The following is a 15,874-nucleotide window of genomic DNA, read 5'->3' as shown; positions in this document are numbered from 1 at the left end:
GGCGGCGCCCGCGCCCCGTAAGATCCGCCCGGGAGGCACACGCTTTGGCGCTCAGCAGACGTTCTTTCAGCGCCCTCACGGGCACCGCCGCGCTCGGGCTGGCCCTGGGCGGCAGCGGCGGACCGGGGGCGTCGTCGGCGTACGCGGCGCGCGAGGTGCCCACCGGGCCGCCGCCGCCCGCGCCCGGCCCCGACGGCCGGCGGCACACCATCGCCTTCGACCACTACTCGCTGCTGGTCGACGGCCGGCGGCTGGTGCTGTGGTCGGGCGAGACGCACCCGTTCCGGCTGCCCAGCCCGTCGCTGTGGCGGGACGTGCTGGAGAAGATGCGCGCGCACGGCTACAACGCGGTCAGCGTGTACGTGGCCTGGAACTACCACTCCCCCGCTCCCGGCCAGTACGACTTCACCGGGGTGCGCGACCTGGACCTGTTCCTGCGCACGGCCGCCGAGACCGGCCTCTACGTCATCCTGCGCCCCGGCCCGTACATCAACGCCGAGGTCGACGGCGGCGGCTTCCCCGGCTGGCTCACCGCCGCCGAGGGCGTCGCGCGGACCGACGACCCGGCGTATCTGGAGCACGTGGACGAGTGGCTCGGCCGGGTGAACGCCATCGCCGCCCGGCACCTGTTCACCCGGGGCCGCGGCACCGTGCTGCTGTACCAGATCGAGAACGAGTACGACGCGCACGTGGACGAGCCCACCGGCCGCGCCTACATGTCCCACCTGTACAAGAAGGTCCGCGCCGACGGCATCGACGTGCCGCTCTTCCACAACGACAAGGGCCGCAACGGCTACTGGACGCCGGGCAGCTTCGACACCGGCGGCGAGCAGGGGCGGTGGCTGTACGGGTTCGACGGGTACCCCTCGCCGTCGCACGTCCCGCCGGACTGGGGGATGTTCGGCAGCGGCGGCAGGACCGGCGGCGCCACCGCCAGCCCCCGTACGCCCGGCTTCGTCCCCGAGTTCGGGGGCGGCTGGTTCGACCCGTGGGGCGGGGCGTTCTTCCAGGGCAAGGGGTACGCGGAGGCGCGCCGCACCCGGGACGCGGCGTACGAGCGCCGCTTCTACCTGACCAACCTCGCCAACGGCATCACCGCGCACAACGTCTACATGACCTTCGGCGGCACCTCCTGGGGCTGGCTGCCCGCGCCGGTCGTCTACACCTCGTACGACTACGGGGCCGCCATCGACGAGGGGCGGCAGCTCACCGGGAAGCTGGCGCCGATGCACCAGCTCGGGCACCTGCTGCGGACCATCCCCGACTTCGCCAAACTGGACCGGGCGGCGGACGTGCGGGCGGCCGGGCTGACCGCGTACCACGTGACGAACCGGGACACCGGCACGCACGTCTACGTCCTGCGCAACGACGGCGCGGACAAGGTCGCCACCACCCTGCGGACCGCCGACGGCGACGACCTGCCGGTGGAGGTGGCCGGGCACGACGCGCGGCTGCTGGTCACCGGGCTGCGGCTGGGCGAGCGCCGGCTGCGGTCGGCGACCGCGCAGCCGATGCTGTTCACGGCGGCGGGCGGTCAGGACATCGTGGTGTTCTGCGGGCGGCGCGGCGACATGGCGCGGGTGGTCCTGGAATGCCCCGGCGAACCGCTGGTCACCCGGCTCAGCCAGCAGGCGGCCGACGTGTGGGCGGACGGGCTGCTGCGGCTGACCGCGCCGCTCGGCGCGGGCGGTCTGATCGGGTCGCGGGTGCAGGACGACGGCGCGGACCGGCCGCTGCTGGTGCTGTTCGCCGACGACGCGGCCTCGCTGCGGCTGTGGCCGCGCGACACCGGGGCGGGTCCCGTGCTGGTGCACGGGCCGGAGCTGGTGCGCTCCGCGTCGGTGCGCGGCGGCACGCTGCACCTGACCGGCGACACCGTCGCCCCGGCCGCTCTGGAGGTGTGGGGGCCGGCCGGCGTGCACGCCGTGACGTGGAACGGCGGCGCGGTGCGCACGGTCACGACCGGCTCGGGCAGTCTGCGCGCCGTCGCCCCGCTGCCCGGCGTGCCGGAGGTGCCGCTGCCGGTGCTCGACGGCTGGCGGACCCGGACCGAGAACCCGGAGGCGGCGCCCGGCTTCGACGACGCGGCCTGGCCCGTCGCCGACCGGACGGCCTCGCACAGCACCACCCCGGTGCCCGAGGGGCAGCCGGTCCTCTTCGCCGACGACTACGGCTTCCACTACGGCGACGTCTGGTACCGGGCGACGCTCACCGAGGCCGCCGGCCTCACATCGGTGTCGCTGTCCTACAGCACCGGCACCCTCGGCCTGCTGATGGCCTGGCTGGACGGCGAGCCGCTGGGCACGCACCGGATGCCGGTCCCGGACAACAGCACGCTGCGCAAGGGAACATGGACGGACACGGCCGCCTTCGCGGTGCCCAAGCGGCTGCGGAAGGGCGGACGGCACGTGCTGTCGGTGCTGGTGCGGCGGATGGCGCACGACCAGGACGGCGGATCGCGCGACACGCACAAGGCGGCGCGCGGCCTGACGGCGGCCGCCTTCACCGGGGCCGCGCCGAAGGCGGTGTGGCGGCTCCAGGGCGCGGGCGCGCCGGACCCGGTGCGCGGGCCGCTGAACAACGGCGGCCTGTACGGCGAGCGGGCGGGCTGGCACCTGCCCGGCTTCCCGGACCGGGACTGGAAGCCGGTCGCCCTCCCGCGCGCCGAGCGGCGCCAGGGCGTCACCTGGTACCGGACGACGTTCCGGCTGGCCGTCCCGGCGGGCGTGGACGCCTCGGTCGGGCTGACCCTCCAGGACGACCCGCGCCGGGCCTACCGCGCGCAGATCTTCCTCAACGGCTGGAACCTGGGCCAGTACGTCAACGACGTGGGCCCGCAGCACACCTTCGTGCTGCCGGACGGCATCCTGCGCGGCCGGGGCGCCAACACCCTCGCCCTGGCCGTCCTGTCCGAGGCGGGCACGCCGTCCGGACCGGGCAGCGTGGAGCTGACGCTGCTGGGCAGCGCGGCTGGCGGGGTGCCGGTGGCCGCGGTGTCCTCGCCCGGCCGCTGACCGGCCCGTCCGGCACGGGTCGTGGGACGTTGACGGGTCGTTGGACGTTGAACGACGGTCGCGTGACCGCATGACGCGGACACGCAGAGCCGCGTAGGCTCGAACGGACCGCCGTGGCAGGGGCGGCCGGAAGGGGTGCGGGTACGGGTGCGTAGGAAACGGGAGATGCGGCGGCTCGCCGACGCTCTCATCGACCCCATCCGGGTTCCGGTGCCCACCGACCCCGAGGCGGTGTTCGACGCCCTGGTGGAGTCCGTCAGCGCCTGGCGCGGACGCCGGGTCGTGGTGCGCCGTGAGGTGTTCCCGCCGCACACCGCCAGCGGGCTGTGGCTGGAGGCGGAGACGCAGGACGTGGTCGTCGTGGACCAGCGGGCCGCCCTGTGGCACCAGATCGTCATCTTCTGCCACGAGGTGTGGCACATGAACCGGCGGGCCGAGGAGACGACGGCCGCCGGGGCCGGGCCGATCAGCACCGCCGTGCCGGCCGGCGCGCCCCGGCCGGTCGCCGCCCGCACCGACTTCAGCCTGGCCGACGAGCAGGAGGCCGACCGGTTCGGCATGCTGATGGGCGGCCGGCTGCGCACCTGGCTGGCCGAGGCCCCGGCGACCGCCGCGCCGCCCGCCGAACCCGCCGCCGACGAGGGCCTCGCCGGACGCATCGGGGCGGCGCTCAACTACCGCGGGACACGGAGAAGATGACCGGCCTGATCAACTACGCGAGCTGCGGCGCGCTGTGGCTCGGACTGGCGGTGAAGACACCGGACCTGGTGCGCCACCGGCGCGACCCGTACCTGCGGGCGATCTGCGCGGTGCTGGGCCTGGCCGGCGTCTGCTTCCTGCTCGGCGCCGCGCCCACGGTCGGCGCGGTCAACCGGCTCAGCGGCGTGCCGAACCTCGCCGCGCCCGTGACCTACGCCTCCATCACCGCCTACAGCGCGGCCTCCCAGGTCCTCATCGTGCACTGGCGCGGCGGCGACCGGGTGCGCCGGGTGGTCCGCCGCTGGGTGACGGCGTACGCGGTCGTGGTGGTGGGGATCGCGGCCATGTTCGCGCTGGGCAGCGCGCCGGTGGAGCGGCGCACGGACCTGGACACCTACTACGCGACGACGCCGTTCATCGCCGAGATGATCGTGCTGTACCTGGCCGGGCACCTCACCGCCGTGACCGTCACCACGGTCTCCTCGCTGCGCTGGGCGCGCGAGGTGTCCGGGCGGCTGCGGGCGGGCCTGCTGCTGCTGGGGGCGGGATCGCTGTGCAGCGCCGGGTACAGCGTGCCCAAGCTCGTCGCCGTCGTCGCCCGCTGGTGCGGACGGGACTGGTCGGCGCTCGGCACGACGGTCTCGCCGGCCGCCGCCGGACTCGGCGCCGTGCTGACCTCGGTGGGCATCCTGGTCCCGCTGGCCGGGCCCCGGCTGACGCGGTGGCGGCACGCGCGGCGCGCGTACGCCCGCCTCGAACCGCTGGAACGGGAGCTGGACGGCGTGCTCACCCGGCACGCGCTGCGGCTGCCCCGGCCGCGCTGGGCCTCCCCCGCCACCCGGCTGATGTGGCGGCAGACCAGCATCCACAACGCCCTCGGCTACCTCGACGCGTCCTTCGACCACGCCCTGTACGCGCGGGTGCACGCCGCCGCCCTGGACGCCACCGGCGACAAGGAGCGCGCGGAGGCGGCCGCCTGGGCGGCGGTCATCCGCGCGGCGGCCGGCGCGCAGGACGCCCGGCCCCGGCCGCCCGTGCGGCTCGTGCGGCCCGTTCCGTCGGTGGAGCCCGCGCTCCCCGGCGGCGACCTCGTGCCGCCGCCGGACCCGGACGGGCGGGCGGCCGTGCCCGTCCCGGGGGCCGGGGTGCTGGTGCGCGTCGCCGACGCGCTCGTGGCCCGGCCGCGGGACGCCGTCCTCGCGGCGGCGGCCGGCGAGGTCCCGGCCGGCGAGGTCCCGGCGGGCGAGGTCCGGGGCGGCACCACGCCCTCGGGGGCGCTGTGAGCGGCGCGCCGGTGGGTCGAACGGACGGCGGGGCCGGGCGGACGGGCGGCGGGGCCGGGCGGCGGGGGTGGCGCGGGTGAGCCTCGTCGTCTACCTGGCGGCCGGACTCTTCGGGCTGTCCGCCGTCGTGCTGCTGCGCCGCCCGCGCACCGCCGTGCGCGACCCGCTGACCCTGTCCACGTGCGTGGCCATCGTGTTGGGCTCGCTGGTGTTCGTCTGCTCGGCGCCGCTGACCCTGGCCGCCGTCAACCGGCTCACCGGCGTCCCCAACTTCGGCGCCCCGCTGACGTACGGCATGCTCTGCGCGTACAGCTGCTCGCTGCTGATCCTGCTCATCCACTGGCGCGGCGGCCCCCGCGCCCAGGTGCGGCGGATGGTGCTGCGCAGCATCGCCGCGTACGTGCCGCTCATCGCCGCGATCGTGGTGCTGTTCGCGCTCGGCGACGCCCGCACCGAGCGGCTGACCGACCTCGACACCTACTACGCCAACACGCCCTACCTGCGCGAGATGATCCTGCTCTACCTGATCGGGCACAGCGCGGCGACGGTGACGATGTGCACGCTGTGCGTGAAGTGGAGCCGCGAGGTCACCGGGCTGCTGCGGTCCGGGCTGCGGCTGATCCTGGCCGGGTCGCTGCTGGACGTGCTGGGCTTCCAGCTGACCAAGTACACGGCCGTGGCAGCCCGTTGGACGGGGCATGACCTGGACGCGCTGTCGACGCAGGTCGCCCCGCCGATGGCCTCGCTGGGCGCCCTGCTGTGCTCGGCGGGCTTCGTGCTGCCCCGGCTGCTGCCGGCCGTCCTCGCCCAGGTGCGCGACCTGCGCGACTACCGCCGGCTGGGGCCGCTGTGGTCGCGGGTGCGGTTCGTGTCCACCGCGCCCAAACCGCCCAGCGCGTGGTGGCAGTTGCCGCAGGCGCGGCTGCACTGGCGCGAGGTGTCCATCCACGACGCGCTGCTGGGCCTCGCCCCCTACTTCGACGACCTGGTCCGCGAACAGGCGCTGGCCGCCGCCCGGGACGAGGGCCGCGGCGCGCACCAGGCGCGGATCGCGGCGGAGGCGGCGATGCTCGCCGACGCCGCGCGCCGGGCCGCCGCCCGCCAGGAGCCGCTGCGGACGCCGAGCGGCTACCGCCTGCACGCCACCGAGGTGTCCGGGACCGGCGGCCTGGTGGAACTCGCGCAGGCGCTGGTGCGGCCGGCCGCCGACGGCGCCGTGACCGACAAGACCGTGCGGACCTCCCATGGCTGAGGCCATGGCCGACTTCTAGGAGCCCCATGTCCGGTAGAGCATCCGGCGCCCGAGCCGTCCTGCGTGCCGTCCCCGACGCCGCCTCCCGGCCCGGCGGCGCGCGCCGGGCCGTCGTCGTCGGCGCCGGTCTGGCCGGCCTGCTGTCGGCGGCGGCGCTGGCCCCCGCCGTGGACGAGGTGATCGTCCTCGACCGCGACGAGCTGCCCGCCGGGCCCGAGCACCGCAAGGGGCTGCCGCAGGGCCGGCACGCGCACCTGCTGATGGCCGGCGGCCTGGCCGCCATGGAGCGGGTGCTGCCCGGCGCGGGCCTGCGGCGGCGGCTGCTGGCGGCCGGCGCGCGGGAGATATCCCTCGGCTCGGGCATGCTGGCGCTGTCGCCCGAGGGCTGGCACCGCCGCTGGCGGCACGACGGGCCGAGCATGCTCAGCTGCACCCGCGCGCTGCTGGACTTCACGGTGCGCGAGACGGTCGTCGAGCACACCGGGGCGGCGGTGCGCCGGGCGCGGGCGGTGGGCCTGGTGGGCGACGCGGAGCGGGTGCGGGGCGTGCGGGTGGCCGCGCCGGACGGCACCGAGAGCGAGCTGAACGCCGACTTCGTGGTCGACGCGAGCGGCCGCGGGTCGCGGATCGAGACCTGGCTCGCGGAGCTGGGCATCACCGGGGTGCGCACCAGGACGGTCGACTCCGGCCTGGTCAACGCCACCCGCGTCTACCGCACCCCGGCCGGCGCCGAGCAGTTCCCGCTGACGGTCGTGCAGGCCGACCCGTACGCCGCCGCGCCCGGCCGCAGCGCCATGCTGATGCCCGTCGAGGGCGACCGGTGGATGGTCAGCCTGGCCGGCACCCGGGGCGGCGAACCGCCGGCCGACCCGGACGGCTTCCTCGCCTACGCGCTCGGCCTGCCGGACCCGATCGTCGGCCGGCTCGCCGCCGGCGCCGAACCCCTCACCGAGGTGCACCTCAGCCGCAGCACCAGCAATGTGCGGCGCCATCTGGAGAAGGCCGACCGCTGGCCGGAGGGGTTCGTCGCGCTCGGCGACGCGGTGGCCACCTTCAACCCGGCCTACGGGCAGGGCATGTCGGTGGCGGCGCTGGGCGCGCGGCTGCTCGGCGAGGAAGCGGGCCGGGCCGGGGTGAGCGCGCCCGGACTGTCCCGGCGGGTGCAGCGCGGCGCGGCCCGGTCGGTCGACGCGGCCTGGGCGGCGGCGGTCGGCCAGGACGTCTGGTACCCGGACACCCGCGGCGCGCGGCCGAGCGCGGCCGACCGGCTGGTCACCGCCTACAGCCGCCGGCTGACCCGGACCGCCACCGGCTCCTACCGCGCGGCCGCCGCCCTATGGGACGTGACCAGCCTCAACACCGGCCCCGAGCGCCTCTTCCGCCCCGGCACCCTGCTGGACGTGGCCTGCGGCGCGCTGCTGCCGCCGCTGTCCGGGCCGCCGCTGACGGCCGCCGAGCGCAAGATCCTGGACGAGCTGGACCGTACGGCGGGCTGAGCGCGCCTCAGCCCGCGAACGGCGGCTGCGGCAGGCCCTCGCCCGCGTCCGGGACCACCAGGAGCGCGCCGGCCAGCGGGTGCGGGGCGGTCAGGCCGGCGCGGGCGGTGGTGACATAGAGGTCGGTCAGGGCGGGGCCGCCGAAGGCGCAGGCCGTGGGGCGCGGGACGGGCAGCCGCACGATCCGGTCCAGCTCGCCCGCGGGGGTGTAGCGGCGGACCGCCCAGCCGTCCCACAGGGCGACCCAGACGCAGCCCTCGGCGTCCACGGTGAGGCCGTCGGGGAACCCGGCGCCCTCCTCCACTCGCGCCAACGGCCGCCGGCCGGTGATCCGTCCGCCGTCGTGGTCGAAGACGTCGATACGGCCGGTGGGGGTGTCGACGTAGTACATGAGGCGGCCGTCCGGGCTCCAGCCCGTGCCGTTGCTCACCGTCACGTCGGACAGCACCTCGCGCGCCGCGCCGTCGCCGGTCAGGCGGGTGAGGGTGCCGCCGCCCGTGGCCTCGTCGTAGCGCATGGTGCCGGCCCACAGGGAGCCGTCGGGCGCCACGGCGGCGTCGTTGCCCCGGCGGCCGGACACCGGCGCGCGGTGCAGCCAGCTAAAGGCGCCGTCCGGGCCGAGCAGGACCACGCCGTCGCGCAGGTTCAGCACCAGGCCGCCGCCGGCGCGCGGTTTGGCCGCGCCCACGTGCTGGCCGGTGGTGCGCACGGTGCGGCGGCCGGTGACGGGGTCGTAGGTGTGCACGCGGCAGGCGAGGATGTCGACCCAGATCAGCCGGCCGGCCGCCGCGTCCCAGGTGGGGCCCTCGCCCAGCTCGGCGCGGGCGTCCACCGCGACCTCGTACTCGGGCGCGGGCGTCTTCGGCGGTGTCATACGGCGCTCCGGTGGCCGAGGCGTTCGGACAGGTCGGCGGCGCCCTCGACGGCGAGCCGCTCCAGCTCGGCGCGGCGCTCCTCGCTCCAGCGGATCATGGGCACGGAGACGGACAGGGCGGCGACCACCGCTCCGGTGCGGTCGCGCACCGGGGCGGCCACGCAGCTCACGTCCGGGTTGGACTCGCGCCGCTCCACGGCCACGCCGCGCCGCCGTATCTCGGTGAGCGCGGCGCGCAGGGCGGCGGGGTCGGTGATGCTGTCGGGGGTCATCGCGGGCAGCTCGGCGCCGTCCGGGACGCGGTCGGCGAGTTCGTGCTCGGGCAGCGAGGCCAGCAGCATCTTGCCCACCGAGGTGCAGTGCGCGGGCAGCCGGCGGCCGGCGGCGGAGACCATGCGCACCGCGTGCGTGGAGTCGACCTTGGCGATGTAGATGACGTCGGCGTCCTCCAGGATCGCCACGTGCACGGTCTCGTCGCAGGTCTCGGCGACGGCGCGGGCCACCTGCCGGCCCTCGGCGGCGAGGTCGAGGTCCTCGGCGTAGCGGCTGCCGAGCTGGTACGGGCGGACGCCGAGCCGGTAGCGGCCGGGCTGGCCGGTCACCTGGACGATGTACTTGCGGGCGGCGAGCGTGGTGACCAGCTCGTGCACCGTGGTGCGCGGCAGTCCCAGCCGGCGCACGATGTCGGGGGCGGACAGCGTCCCGTCCCCGTCGAGGAAGAGCTCCAGTATGTCCAGAGCCCGGGTCACGGCGGGTACGAGGCGTCCCACGGCCGGCCCCCTCCCCTGTTCCAGCCTGCGTTCGATATTTCAACAGGCGACCGGCATGACGAACACAGGCTAGTCACGGGTGGGGCGGACGGGCAATGGGGCGTCCGGGGCGCCCTGTGCGGGACGCGGCGGACGGGCAATGGGGCGTCCAAGGCGGCCCGTGCGGGACGATGGGTCCATGCCTGGGTCCTCCGCCCCTTCCAGTCCTTCCGGCCCCTTCACCCCGCTCGACTTCCAGCTGGTGCTGCTGCGCCGGATGGCCGACCACCAGCCCGACCTGGTGGCGGACGCCCGCCGGGAGCTGGGCGTGTCGCTCGCCGCCATGCGGGAGGCCAACAAGCGCTGGCAGGCGATGGTCCGCTCGCCGCGCTCCCGGTCGGCCGCCGCCCGGTACCGCTCGGTGCTCGGCCCGCCCGAGTCGACGGCCGCGCGCCGCGTCGGCGACCTGGACTGCGAGGCCCGCCGGTGGCCGCTGCCGCTCTGGCCCGACCTGCGCTTCGAGGTGCTGGCCGGGCCGAACGGCCAGGTCTGGAACGAGTGGCTGGTCCGGGCCCCGGGCGCGGAGCCGCCCGTCCTGCGCACGCTCGACGACCTCACCCCCTGGTCCTGCACGGTGGACGAGGCGGCCCGCGCCTTCGCCCCCGCCCGCCCCCTGGAGGGCAGCGCGCCCACCCGCTGGGGGCTGGCCTTCACCGCCCCCGACGCCGGGGGCGTACGGCACGAGGTGGCCGCGGAGTTCACCTGGGGGCTGCTCCAGCGGACGCGGACGGCGGACGCGTAGCGCGCGTGCTCCCGGTGGGTCCGGGGGCGCCGCTCGTGGGGTAGGAACGGGGTGTCGTTCGCACCCGCGCCGGCCCGCGTGTCACCCCGGCCGGCCCCGAGTCACCAGGAGTCGCCGCGTGTCCTCCCTCTTCCCGGCCCTGACGGACGCGCCGGACGCGCGCACCGCGCTGCGGTTCGGCCCCCGCTCCCTGACGTACGCGCAACTCGCCGGGGCGGCCCGGGCCGTGGGCGCGCGGCTGCGCGGGGAGGGCCGGGTCGCGGTGTGGGCGACGCCGGAGCTGGAGACGGCGGTCGCGGTGGTGGGCGTGCTGCTGGCCGGCGCCGCCGCCGTGCCGCTCAACCCGAAGTCCGGCGACAAGGAGCTGGCGCACATCCTCGGCGACAGCGCCCCGTCGCTGGTGCTGGCCGCGCCCGGCGACGAACTCCCGCCCGCGCTGGCCGGGTTGACGCGGATCGACGTGGATGTGACGGCTGTGACGGACGTGACGGACGTGACGGCCCGTGAGGACGGTCCGGCTGCCGAGGCGCGCGCCCAGGACGGCGACCCGGCCCTGATCGTCTACACCTCCGGCACCACCGGCCCGCCCAAGGGCGCCGTCCTGCCGCGCCGCGCCCTCGCCACCACCCTGGACGCGCTCGCCGACGCCTGGCGGTGGACCGCCGAGGACGTGCTGACGCACGGGCTGCCGCTGTTCCACGTGCACGGGCTGGTGCTCGGCGTCCTCGGCCCGCTGCGGCGCGGCGGGTCCGTACGGCACCTGGGCCGGTTCAGCACGGAGGGCGTCACGGCCGAGCTGAGCGGCGGCGCGACCATGCTGTTCGGCGTGCCGACCATGTACCACCGGATCGCGGAGGCGCTGCCCGGCGATCCCGAACTGGCCAAGGCGCTGGCCGGGGCGCGGCTGCTGGTGTCCGGCTCTGCGGCGCTGCCCGTGCACGACCACGAGCGGATCACGGCTGCCACCGGCCGCCGCGTGATCGAGCGGTACGGCATGACGGAGACCCTGATGAACACCAGCGTGCGCGCCGACGGGGAGGCCCGCGCGGGCACGGTCGGGGTGCCGCTGCCGGGCGTGGAGCTGCGGCTGGTGGAGGAGGACGGCGCGCCGATCACGGCGTACGACGGGGAGACGGTGGGCGAGATCCAGGTGCGCGGGCCGAACCTGTTCACCGAGTACCTCAACCGCCCCGACGCGACGGCGGCCGCCTTCACCGCCGACGGCTTCTTCCGCACCGGGGACATGGCGGTGCGCGAGGCCGACGGGTATGTGCGCATCGTCGGCCGCAAGGCCACCGATCTGATCAAGAGCGGCGGCTACAAGATCGGCGCCGGGGAGATCGAGAACGCGCTGCTGGAGCATCCGGCGGTGCGCGAGGCCGCCGTCACCGGGGAGCCGGACGCCGACCTCGGGGAGCGGATCGTCGCCTGGATCGTCCCGGCCGACCCGTACGCGCCGCCCGGGGAGCGGGAGCTGTCCGACCACGTGGCCCGGCGGCTCGCCCCGCACAAGCGGCCCCGCGTGGTCCGCCTGCTGGACGCCCTGCCCCGCAACGAGATGGGCAAGATCATGAAGCGGGCGCTGCCGCAGGGCTGAACGGGGCGCTCCCGCGCGGGGTGAGCGGGCGGCGAGTGGGTGGTGCGGGCACATACCCACGGTGCGCGAGAGACCCCCGCGGCGGCGCCGCCTCCCCGTCCCAGGGAGGCGGCGCCGCCCGCGCGTTCCCGTATCCGCGCCGGGCCGGCTACCGCACGGCCACGGCCCGGACGATCTCCTGGCGCACCGCACCGCCCCGGTCGTCGCCCGCGCCCGCCCGCAGCGAGACGGAGGCGGCGCCGCGCGGCACGGTGATCGTGCCGCGCCAGTCGCCGTGCCCGCCGGTCAGCCGTACCGCCGTCCAGGTCGCGCCGTCGTCGTACGACACCTCCAGGCGTCCGCCCCGGATCGTCCCGGTGTCCGGCGCGCCCGCCACGTACTCGGCGTGCAGCCCGACCGGTGTCCGGGCGCCGGCCCGGAGGCCGCCCGCGAGGTCGGTGGCGACGTCGAAACCGAGGTTGATCAGCGGCAGCGCGGTCCAGTGGTCGTCGGGGGTGGCCGCCGAGCGGAACGTCCACTCGGCGTGCCCGCGGGTGGCCAGCGGCCAGCGGGCGGCGTCCAGCGCGGTGTCCGTGACGAGCTTGTAGGTGTGCTCGTCGGCGGGCGCGTCCCACACGTGCGCGGTCGAGTCGGGGTTGCGGTCGGCCGAGACGCCGTCCACGAACACCTCCGTGGTCTGCGTCATGCCGCTGTCCGCGCTGTAGGTGTCACCGAAGCCGGTGTGGTCGGGCCCGGAGTCGCCCCAGCCCGGCGCGTTGAACTGGAGCGTGTCGCCCGCCCGTTGCTGCCCCCAGCCGAGGCCGGTGCCCAGCCACGGGTGCCAGACGGGCTTGAACCAGTCCAGCGCCGGGTGCGATCCGCCGGTGTAGCGGACCAGGCCGCCGCGCTCCTCCAAGGCGGAGTCGCCGAGCGTCACCGACTCGTGCCAGCGCTGGCCGGGGCCGGTGGAGACGTAGTCGGTGCGCCGGGCCGGGTAGTCGACCCGCTCCTGGAAGCCGATGCCGACGGGGAACGCGTCGGTGATCGAGTAGCGGAACTCACCGCCGGAGGCGGGCCGCGCGGCGTGGAACGCGACACCGATCCGGGCCAGTTGGCGCTCGCCCGGCCGGAACGTCAGGTCCCGGTCGGGGATCTGCCCGGCGTGGCCCTCCGACAGGTCGTACACGTACGGCGTGTCCCGGGTGCCCGTCATGTCGACGCGGCCGGCCGCGCGCAGCCGGGCGGCGTCGGCGGCGTTCACCGTGGCGATGGGAAAGGGGCGGTCGCTGTCGTCGTCGGCGCCCCACCAGGCGCTCAGCCGGCCGGGCGCGTCGTCGGTCACGAACAGCGCCTCGACGCCCGCGTCCTGGGCGGCCCGGGCGAGGGCGGTCGGCTCGGCACCGGCCGCGAGCCGGGCCAGAACCGCCTTGCCGCGTACGGACTTTCCGCTGAAGTCGCCGTCGCCGACGTCGACCAGCGGCAGCCTGGCGCGGCCGTCGGCGAGCGTGCCGCCGGACTGCGCCACCGCCTCGCCGATCCCCTTCACCTCCAGCAGCGGCTTGCCCAGCCGCCACACGGTCCGGTACTCGAAGCCGCCCTGCCCGACGCGTGCGGTGGGCGCGGCGAAGACGCTGTCGTAGGTCACCGGCACCTGCACCGCGCCGAACAGGTCGGAGCCGCCGCCGCTGCGGTCGTACTCCATCAGCAACTGCCGGGTCTCGGTGCGCCGGCCCACGTCGGCGCGTATCTCGCGCAGCTTCCGCCCGTCGAGGGTGACCTCGCGGTCCCGGTCGAGGCGGATCTCGGGCGCGGCGAGGAAACCGAGGCCGAGCGAGTCGCGGCCGTGGCTGCCGCGCACGTCGAGGAACGAGGTCAGGCTGTAGGTGCCCGGCTGGAGCCGCAGGCGCAGCGTGCCCGAGTCACCGACGTGCGCGGGGGCCGGATCGACGCCCTCGGCGAGCCGCTGCACCGTGAGGTCGGCGGCGGCAGCGGCCCCGGAGCGGTCCTTGACGTGCACGGTGAGGGTGTAGCGCTCCTCCTCCTTGACCAGGGCGAAGACGGTGTGCGCGACGGGCGTCCCGGCCGCCGAGGCCACGATCTGCCCGCTGGTCTCCCCCACCGGGGCCTTCGCCGCGTCACCGGTGACCGTGGTGGCGGCGGCGCCGTGCGCGGGGACGGTGAGCCGGGTGTCGGCGAGCGTGGCCACGCCCTCGGGGGCGCCCTGGACGGCGAGGGTCAACTCCACCGGCCGGTCGGAGGTGTTGGCGTAGGAAAGGGTGCGGGTGACCGGGTGGTCCGAGGAGTACGGCCAGGCGTGGAAGCCGAGGTCGGCGCTGCCGGTCGCGGTGAGCGTCGCGGCCACCGCGTCCGGGACGCTCACCCGGCCCGCGCCCAGCGTGTAGGCGGAGGCGTCGAGCTGCTTCGAGGTGGACATCAGCGCGTCCTTGAGCCGGGCGCCGCTCCAGTCGGGGTGCTCCTGGGCGAGGAGCGCGGCGACGCCGGCCACGTGCGGCGTGGCCATGGACGTGCCGCTCATCGACGTGTAGTAGCCGCTGCCCTCGGTGAGCTGGGAGCGGGCGGCGAGGATGTCCACGCCGGGGGCCGCGAGGTCCGGCTTGAGGGCGTTGTCGCCCGCGCGGGGGCCGGCGCTGGTGAAGTAGGCGGCCTGGTCGGCGGAGTCCACCGCGCCCACCGTCAGGGCGGCGTCGGCGGCCCCGGGCGAGCCGATGGAGGAGGGCGCGCCGGTGTTGCCCGCGGCCACCACGAAGAGGGCGCCGGTCTCGGCGGAGAGGTTGTCGACGGCCTGCGCCATCGGGTCGGCGCCGTCGCTGGGCTCGTCGGAGCCGAGGCTCATGGAGACGATCCGGGCGTGCGCGTCCCGCGCGGCCCACTCCATGCCCGCGATGATCTGCGACTCGCTGCCGGTGCCCTGGTCGTCCAGGACCTTGCCGACGGCGAGGTCGGCGTCCGGGGCGACGCCCTTCTCCACGCCGTCCGAGGCGGCGCCGCTGCCGCCCACGGTGGAGGCGGTGTGGGTGCCGTGGCCGTTGCGGTCGGCGACCTCCTCGCCCGCGATGAAGCTCTTGGACTGCTTGATCCGGCCGGCCAGGTCGGGGTGGGCGGCGTCGGCCCCGGTGTCGAGGACGGCGACGGTGACGCCCTTGCCGGTGAGCCCGGCCTGCCACGCCTTCGCCGTGCCGATCTGCGCGTTGGACTCGGCCAGGTCGGCACTGACCCGGGCGTCCAGCCACACCTTGTCGACGCCGTCCGCCGAGAGGCCGCGGCGCGTGCCCGGCCGGGTGAAGTCCCGCCAGAACACCCGCCCCTTGTCCGCCGCGACGGCGGCCCCGTGCACGCTGGCGAGGAGGCGGGTGCGCTCGGTGCCGGACGGGGTCGCGGTGCGGGCGCCGCCGCCGTAGGTGACGATCAGCGGCAGCTCGCCGGTGCGGGCGTCGGCCAGGCCCTGGCGCAGCAGCGCGCTCACGTCGAACAGCCGCCGGTCCAGCCGGCCCGCCCGCAGATACGGCAGCGCCTCGTCCGGTACGACGCTGATCGCGCCGTCGGCCACCTGCGTGCGCACCGCGCCGGATGCCCCGGCCGGCCGCTTCACGGTGACGGTCTGCTTGCCGCCGCCGAGGTCGGTGACGGTGACCTGGTCGCCGGTGACGAGGGTGACGGTGCGGGGGGCGGCCGACGCGGCCGAGGGGTTCGCGGCGGCGGGTGCGACGGGGTGTGCCGTGGGGGCGGTGGCGGGCGTCGCGGGGGCGGTGCCGGATGTCGTGGGGGTGGGGGCGGCGCCGGCGGCGGGTCCCGCCGGCAGCAGGGCGATCACGAGTCCGGCCGACAGGAGGAGGGCCACTCTGTGCCCGCCTGATCCGCCTGATCCGCCTGATCCGCCTGATCCGCCTGGTACGCCTGGTCCTCTGCTCATCCGTGCCTCTCTTCGTCGAGTGCTGCCTGTGCCGTCGAGTGCTGGGCCGAGCGCTGCGAAGAGTGTCAGGAGACTTGTGTTGCAAGGGAGTTGACGAGAGGTGGCGGATGCCTGCCGTGGCATGTTCCCGCCAGGAACGGCCGGGGACGGGCCGGGACGGCCGGGGGCAAGGAGTCCGGTAGTCGCTTATCTGGCGCT

The 15,874-nt window shown here is 76.1% G+C and carries 10 protein-coding genes; 7 read left to right on the top strand and 3 right to left on the bottom strand.

Translation table 11 applies throughout. The annotated features are described in order from the left end of the window. The first annotated feature begins 44 nt into the window (after positions 1-44). The 5 genes from ABEB07_RS16110 (at position 45) to ABEB07_RS16090 (ending at position 7,744) form a co-directional block, all read left to right on the top strand. Entirely contained in the window at positions 45-3,014 is a 2,970-nt protein-coding gene (locus tag ABEB07_RS16110) for a glycoside hydrolase family 35 protein (RefSeq protein WP_345668963.1), read from the top strand. Between the two features lie 165 nt (positions 3,015-3,179). Continuing rightward, on the top strand, positions 3,180-3,713 hold the full coding sequence (locus tag ABEB07_RS16105) for a toxin (RefSeq protein WP_345668962.1): 534 nt from the start codon (positions 3,180-3,182) through the stop codon (positions 3,711-3,713). Continuing rightward, complete coding sequence (locus ABEB07_RS16100; RefSeq protein WP_345668961.1) at positions 3,710-4,996, top strand: MAB_1171c family putative transporter; 1,287 nt, start codon at positions 3,710-3,712, stop codon at positions 4,994-4,996. The genes ABEB07_RS16105 and ABEB07_RS16100 overlap by 4 nt, the downstream gene beginning before the upstream one ends. A gap of 76 nt (positions 4,997-5,072) precedes the next feature. Then, on the top strand, positions 5,073-6,248 hold the full coding sequence (locus ABEB07_RS16095; protein ID WP_345668960.1) for an MAB_1171c family putative transporter: 1,176 nt from the start codon (positions 5,073-5,075) through the stop codon (positions 6,246-6,248). A 26-nt stretch (positions 6,249-6,274) separates the two neighbouring features. After that, the gene (locus ABEB07_RS16090) at positions 6,275-7,744 is read left to right on the top strand and encodes an NAD(P)/FAD-dependent oxidoreductase (protein ID WP_345668958.1); all 1,470 of its coding nucleotides are present in this window, start codon (positions 6,275-6,277) and stop codon (positions 7,742-7,744) included. Between the two features lie 7 nt (positions 7,745-7,751). Here ABEB07_RS16090 and ABEB07_RS16085 read toward each other — a convergent pair whose 3' ends face one another. Then, positions 7,752-8,618 (bottom strand): SMP-30/gluconolactonase/LRE family protein, encoded by an 867-nt coding sequence (locus ABEB07_RS16085; protein WP_345668957.1) that lies wholly within the window; start codon positions 8,616-8,618, stop codon positions 7,752-7,754. After that, positions 8,615-9,388: an IclR family transcriptional regulator gene (locus ABEB07_RS16080; RefSeq protein WP_176148833.1), complete on the bottom strand. Its 774-nt coding sequence runs from the start codon at positions 9,386-9,388 to the stop codon at positions 8,615-8,617. The genes ABEB07_RS16085 and ABEB07_RS16080 overlap by 4 nt, the downstream gene beginning before the upstream one ends. A gap of 178 nt (positions 9,389-9,566) precedes the next feature. On the opposite strand from ABEB07_RS16080, the gene ABEB07_RS16075 reads away from it, so the two are divergent. Together ABEB07_RS16075 and ABEB07_RS16070 are read left to right on the top strand one after the other, a co-directional pair. Continuing rightward, positions 9,567-10,169, top strand: a complete 603-nt coding sequence (locus ABEB07_RS16075; RefSeq protein WP_176148834.1) for a hypothetical protein — start codon at positions 9,567-9,569, stop codon at positions 10,167-10,169. Positions 10,170-10,287: 118 nt separating this feature from the next. Beyond that, positions 10,288-11,766, top strand: coding sequence for an acyl-CoA synthetase (locus ABEB07_RS16070; RefSeq protein WP_345668956.1), 1,479 nt, complete (start codon positions 10,288-10,290; stop codon positions 11,764-11,766). 148 nt (positions 11,767-11,914) lie between these two features. Here ABEB07_RS16070 and ABEB07_RS16065 read toward each other — a convergent pair whose 3' ends face one another. Further along, entirely contained in the window at positions 11,915-15,577 is a 3,663-nt protein-coding gene (locus tag ABEB07_RS16065) for a S8 family serine peptidase (protein ID WP_425589012.1), read from the bottom strand. Between the last annotated feature and the right edge of the window lie 297 nt (positions 15,578-15,874).

The organism is Streptomyces similanensis, from assembly GCF_039543625.1.
GTDB lineage: Bacteria > Actinomycetota > Actinomycetes > Streptomycetales > Streptomycetaceae > Streptomyces > Streptomyces similanensis.
Note: the sequence above shows the minus strand (reverse complement) of the source record. Positions and strands in the feature narration are given on the sequence as shown.

Coding starts and splice junctions, on each gene's coding strand:
- ABEB07_RS16090 (WP_345668958.1), top strand. CDS start 6,275: ATGTCCGGTAGAGCATCCGGCGCCCGAGCCGTCCTGCGTGCCGTCCCC.
- ABEB07_RS16100 (WP_345668961.1), top strand. CDS start 3,710: ATGACCGGCCTGATCAACTACGCGAGCTGCGGCGCGCTGTGGCTCGGA.
- ABEB07_RS16075 (WP_176148834.1), top strand. CDS start 9,567: ATGCCTGGGTCCTCCGCCCCTTCCAGTCCTTCCGGCCCCTTCACCCCG.
- ABEB07_RS16105 (WP_345668962.1), top strand. CDS start 3,180: ATGCGGCGGCTCGCCGACGCTCTCATCGACCCCATCCGGGTTCCGGTG.
- ABEB07_RS16085 (WP_345668957.1), bottom strand. CDS start 8,618: ATGACACCGCCGAAGACGCCCGCGCCCGAGTACGAGGTCGCGGTGGAC.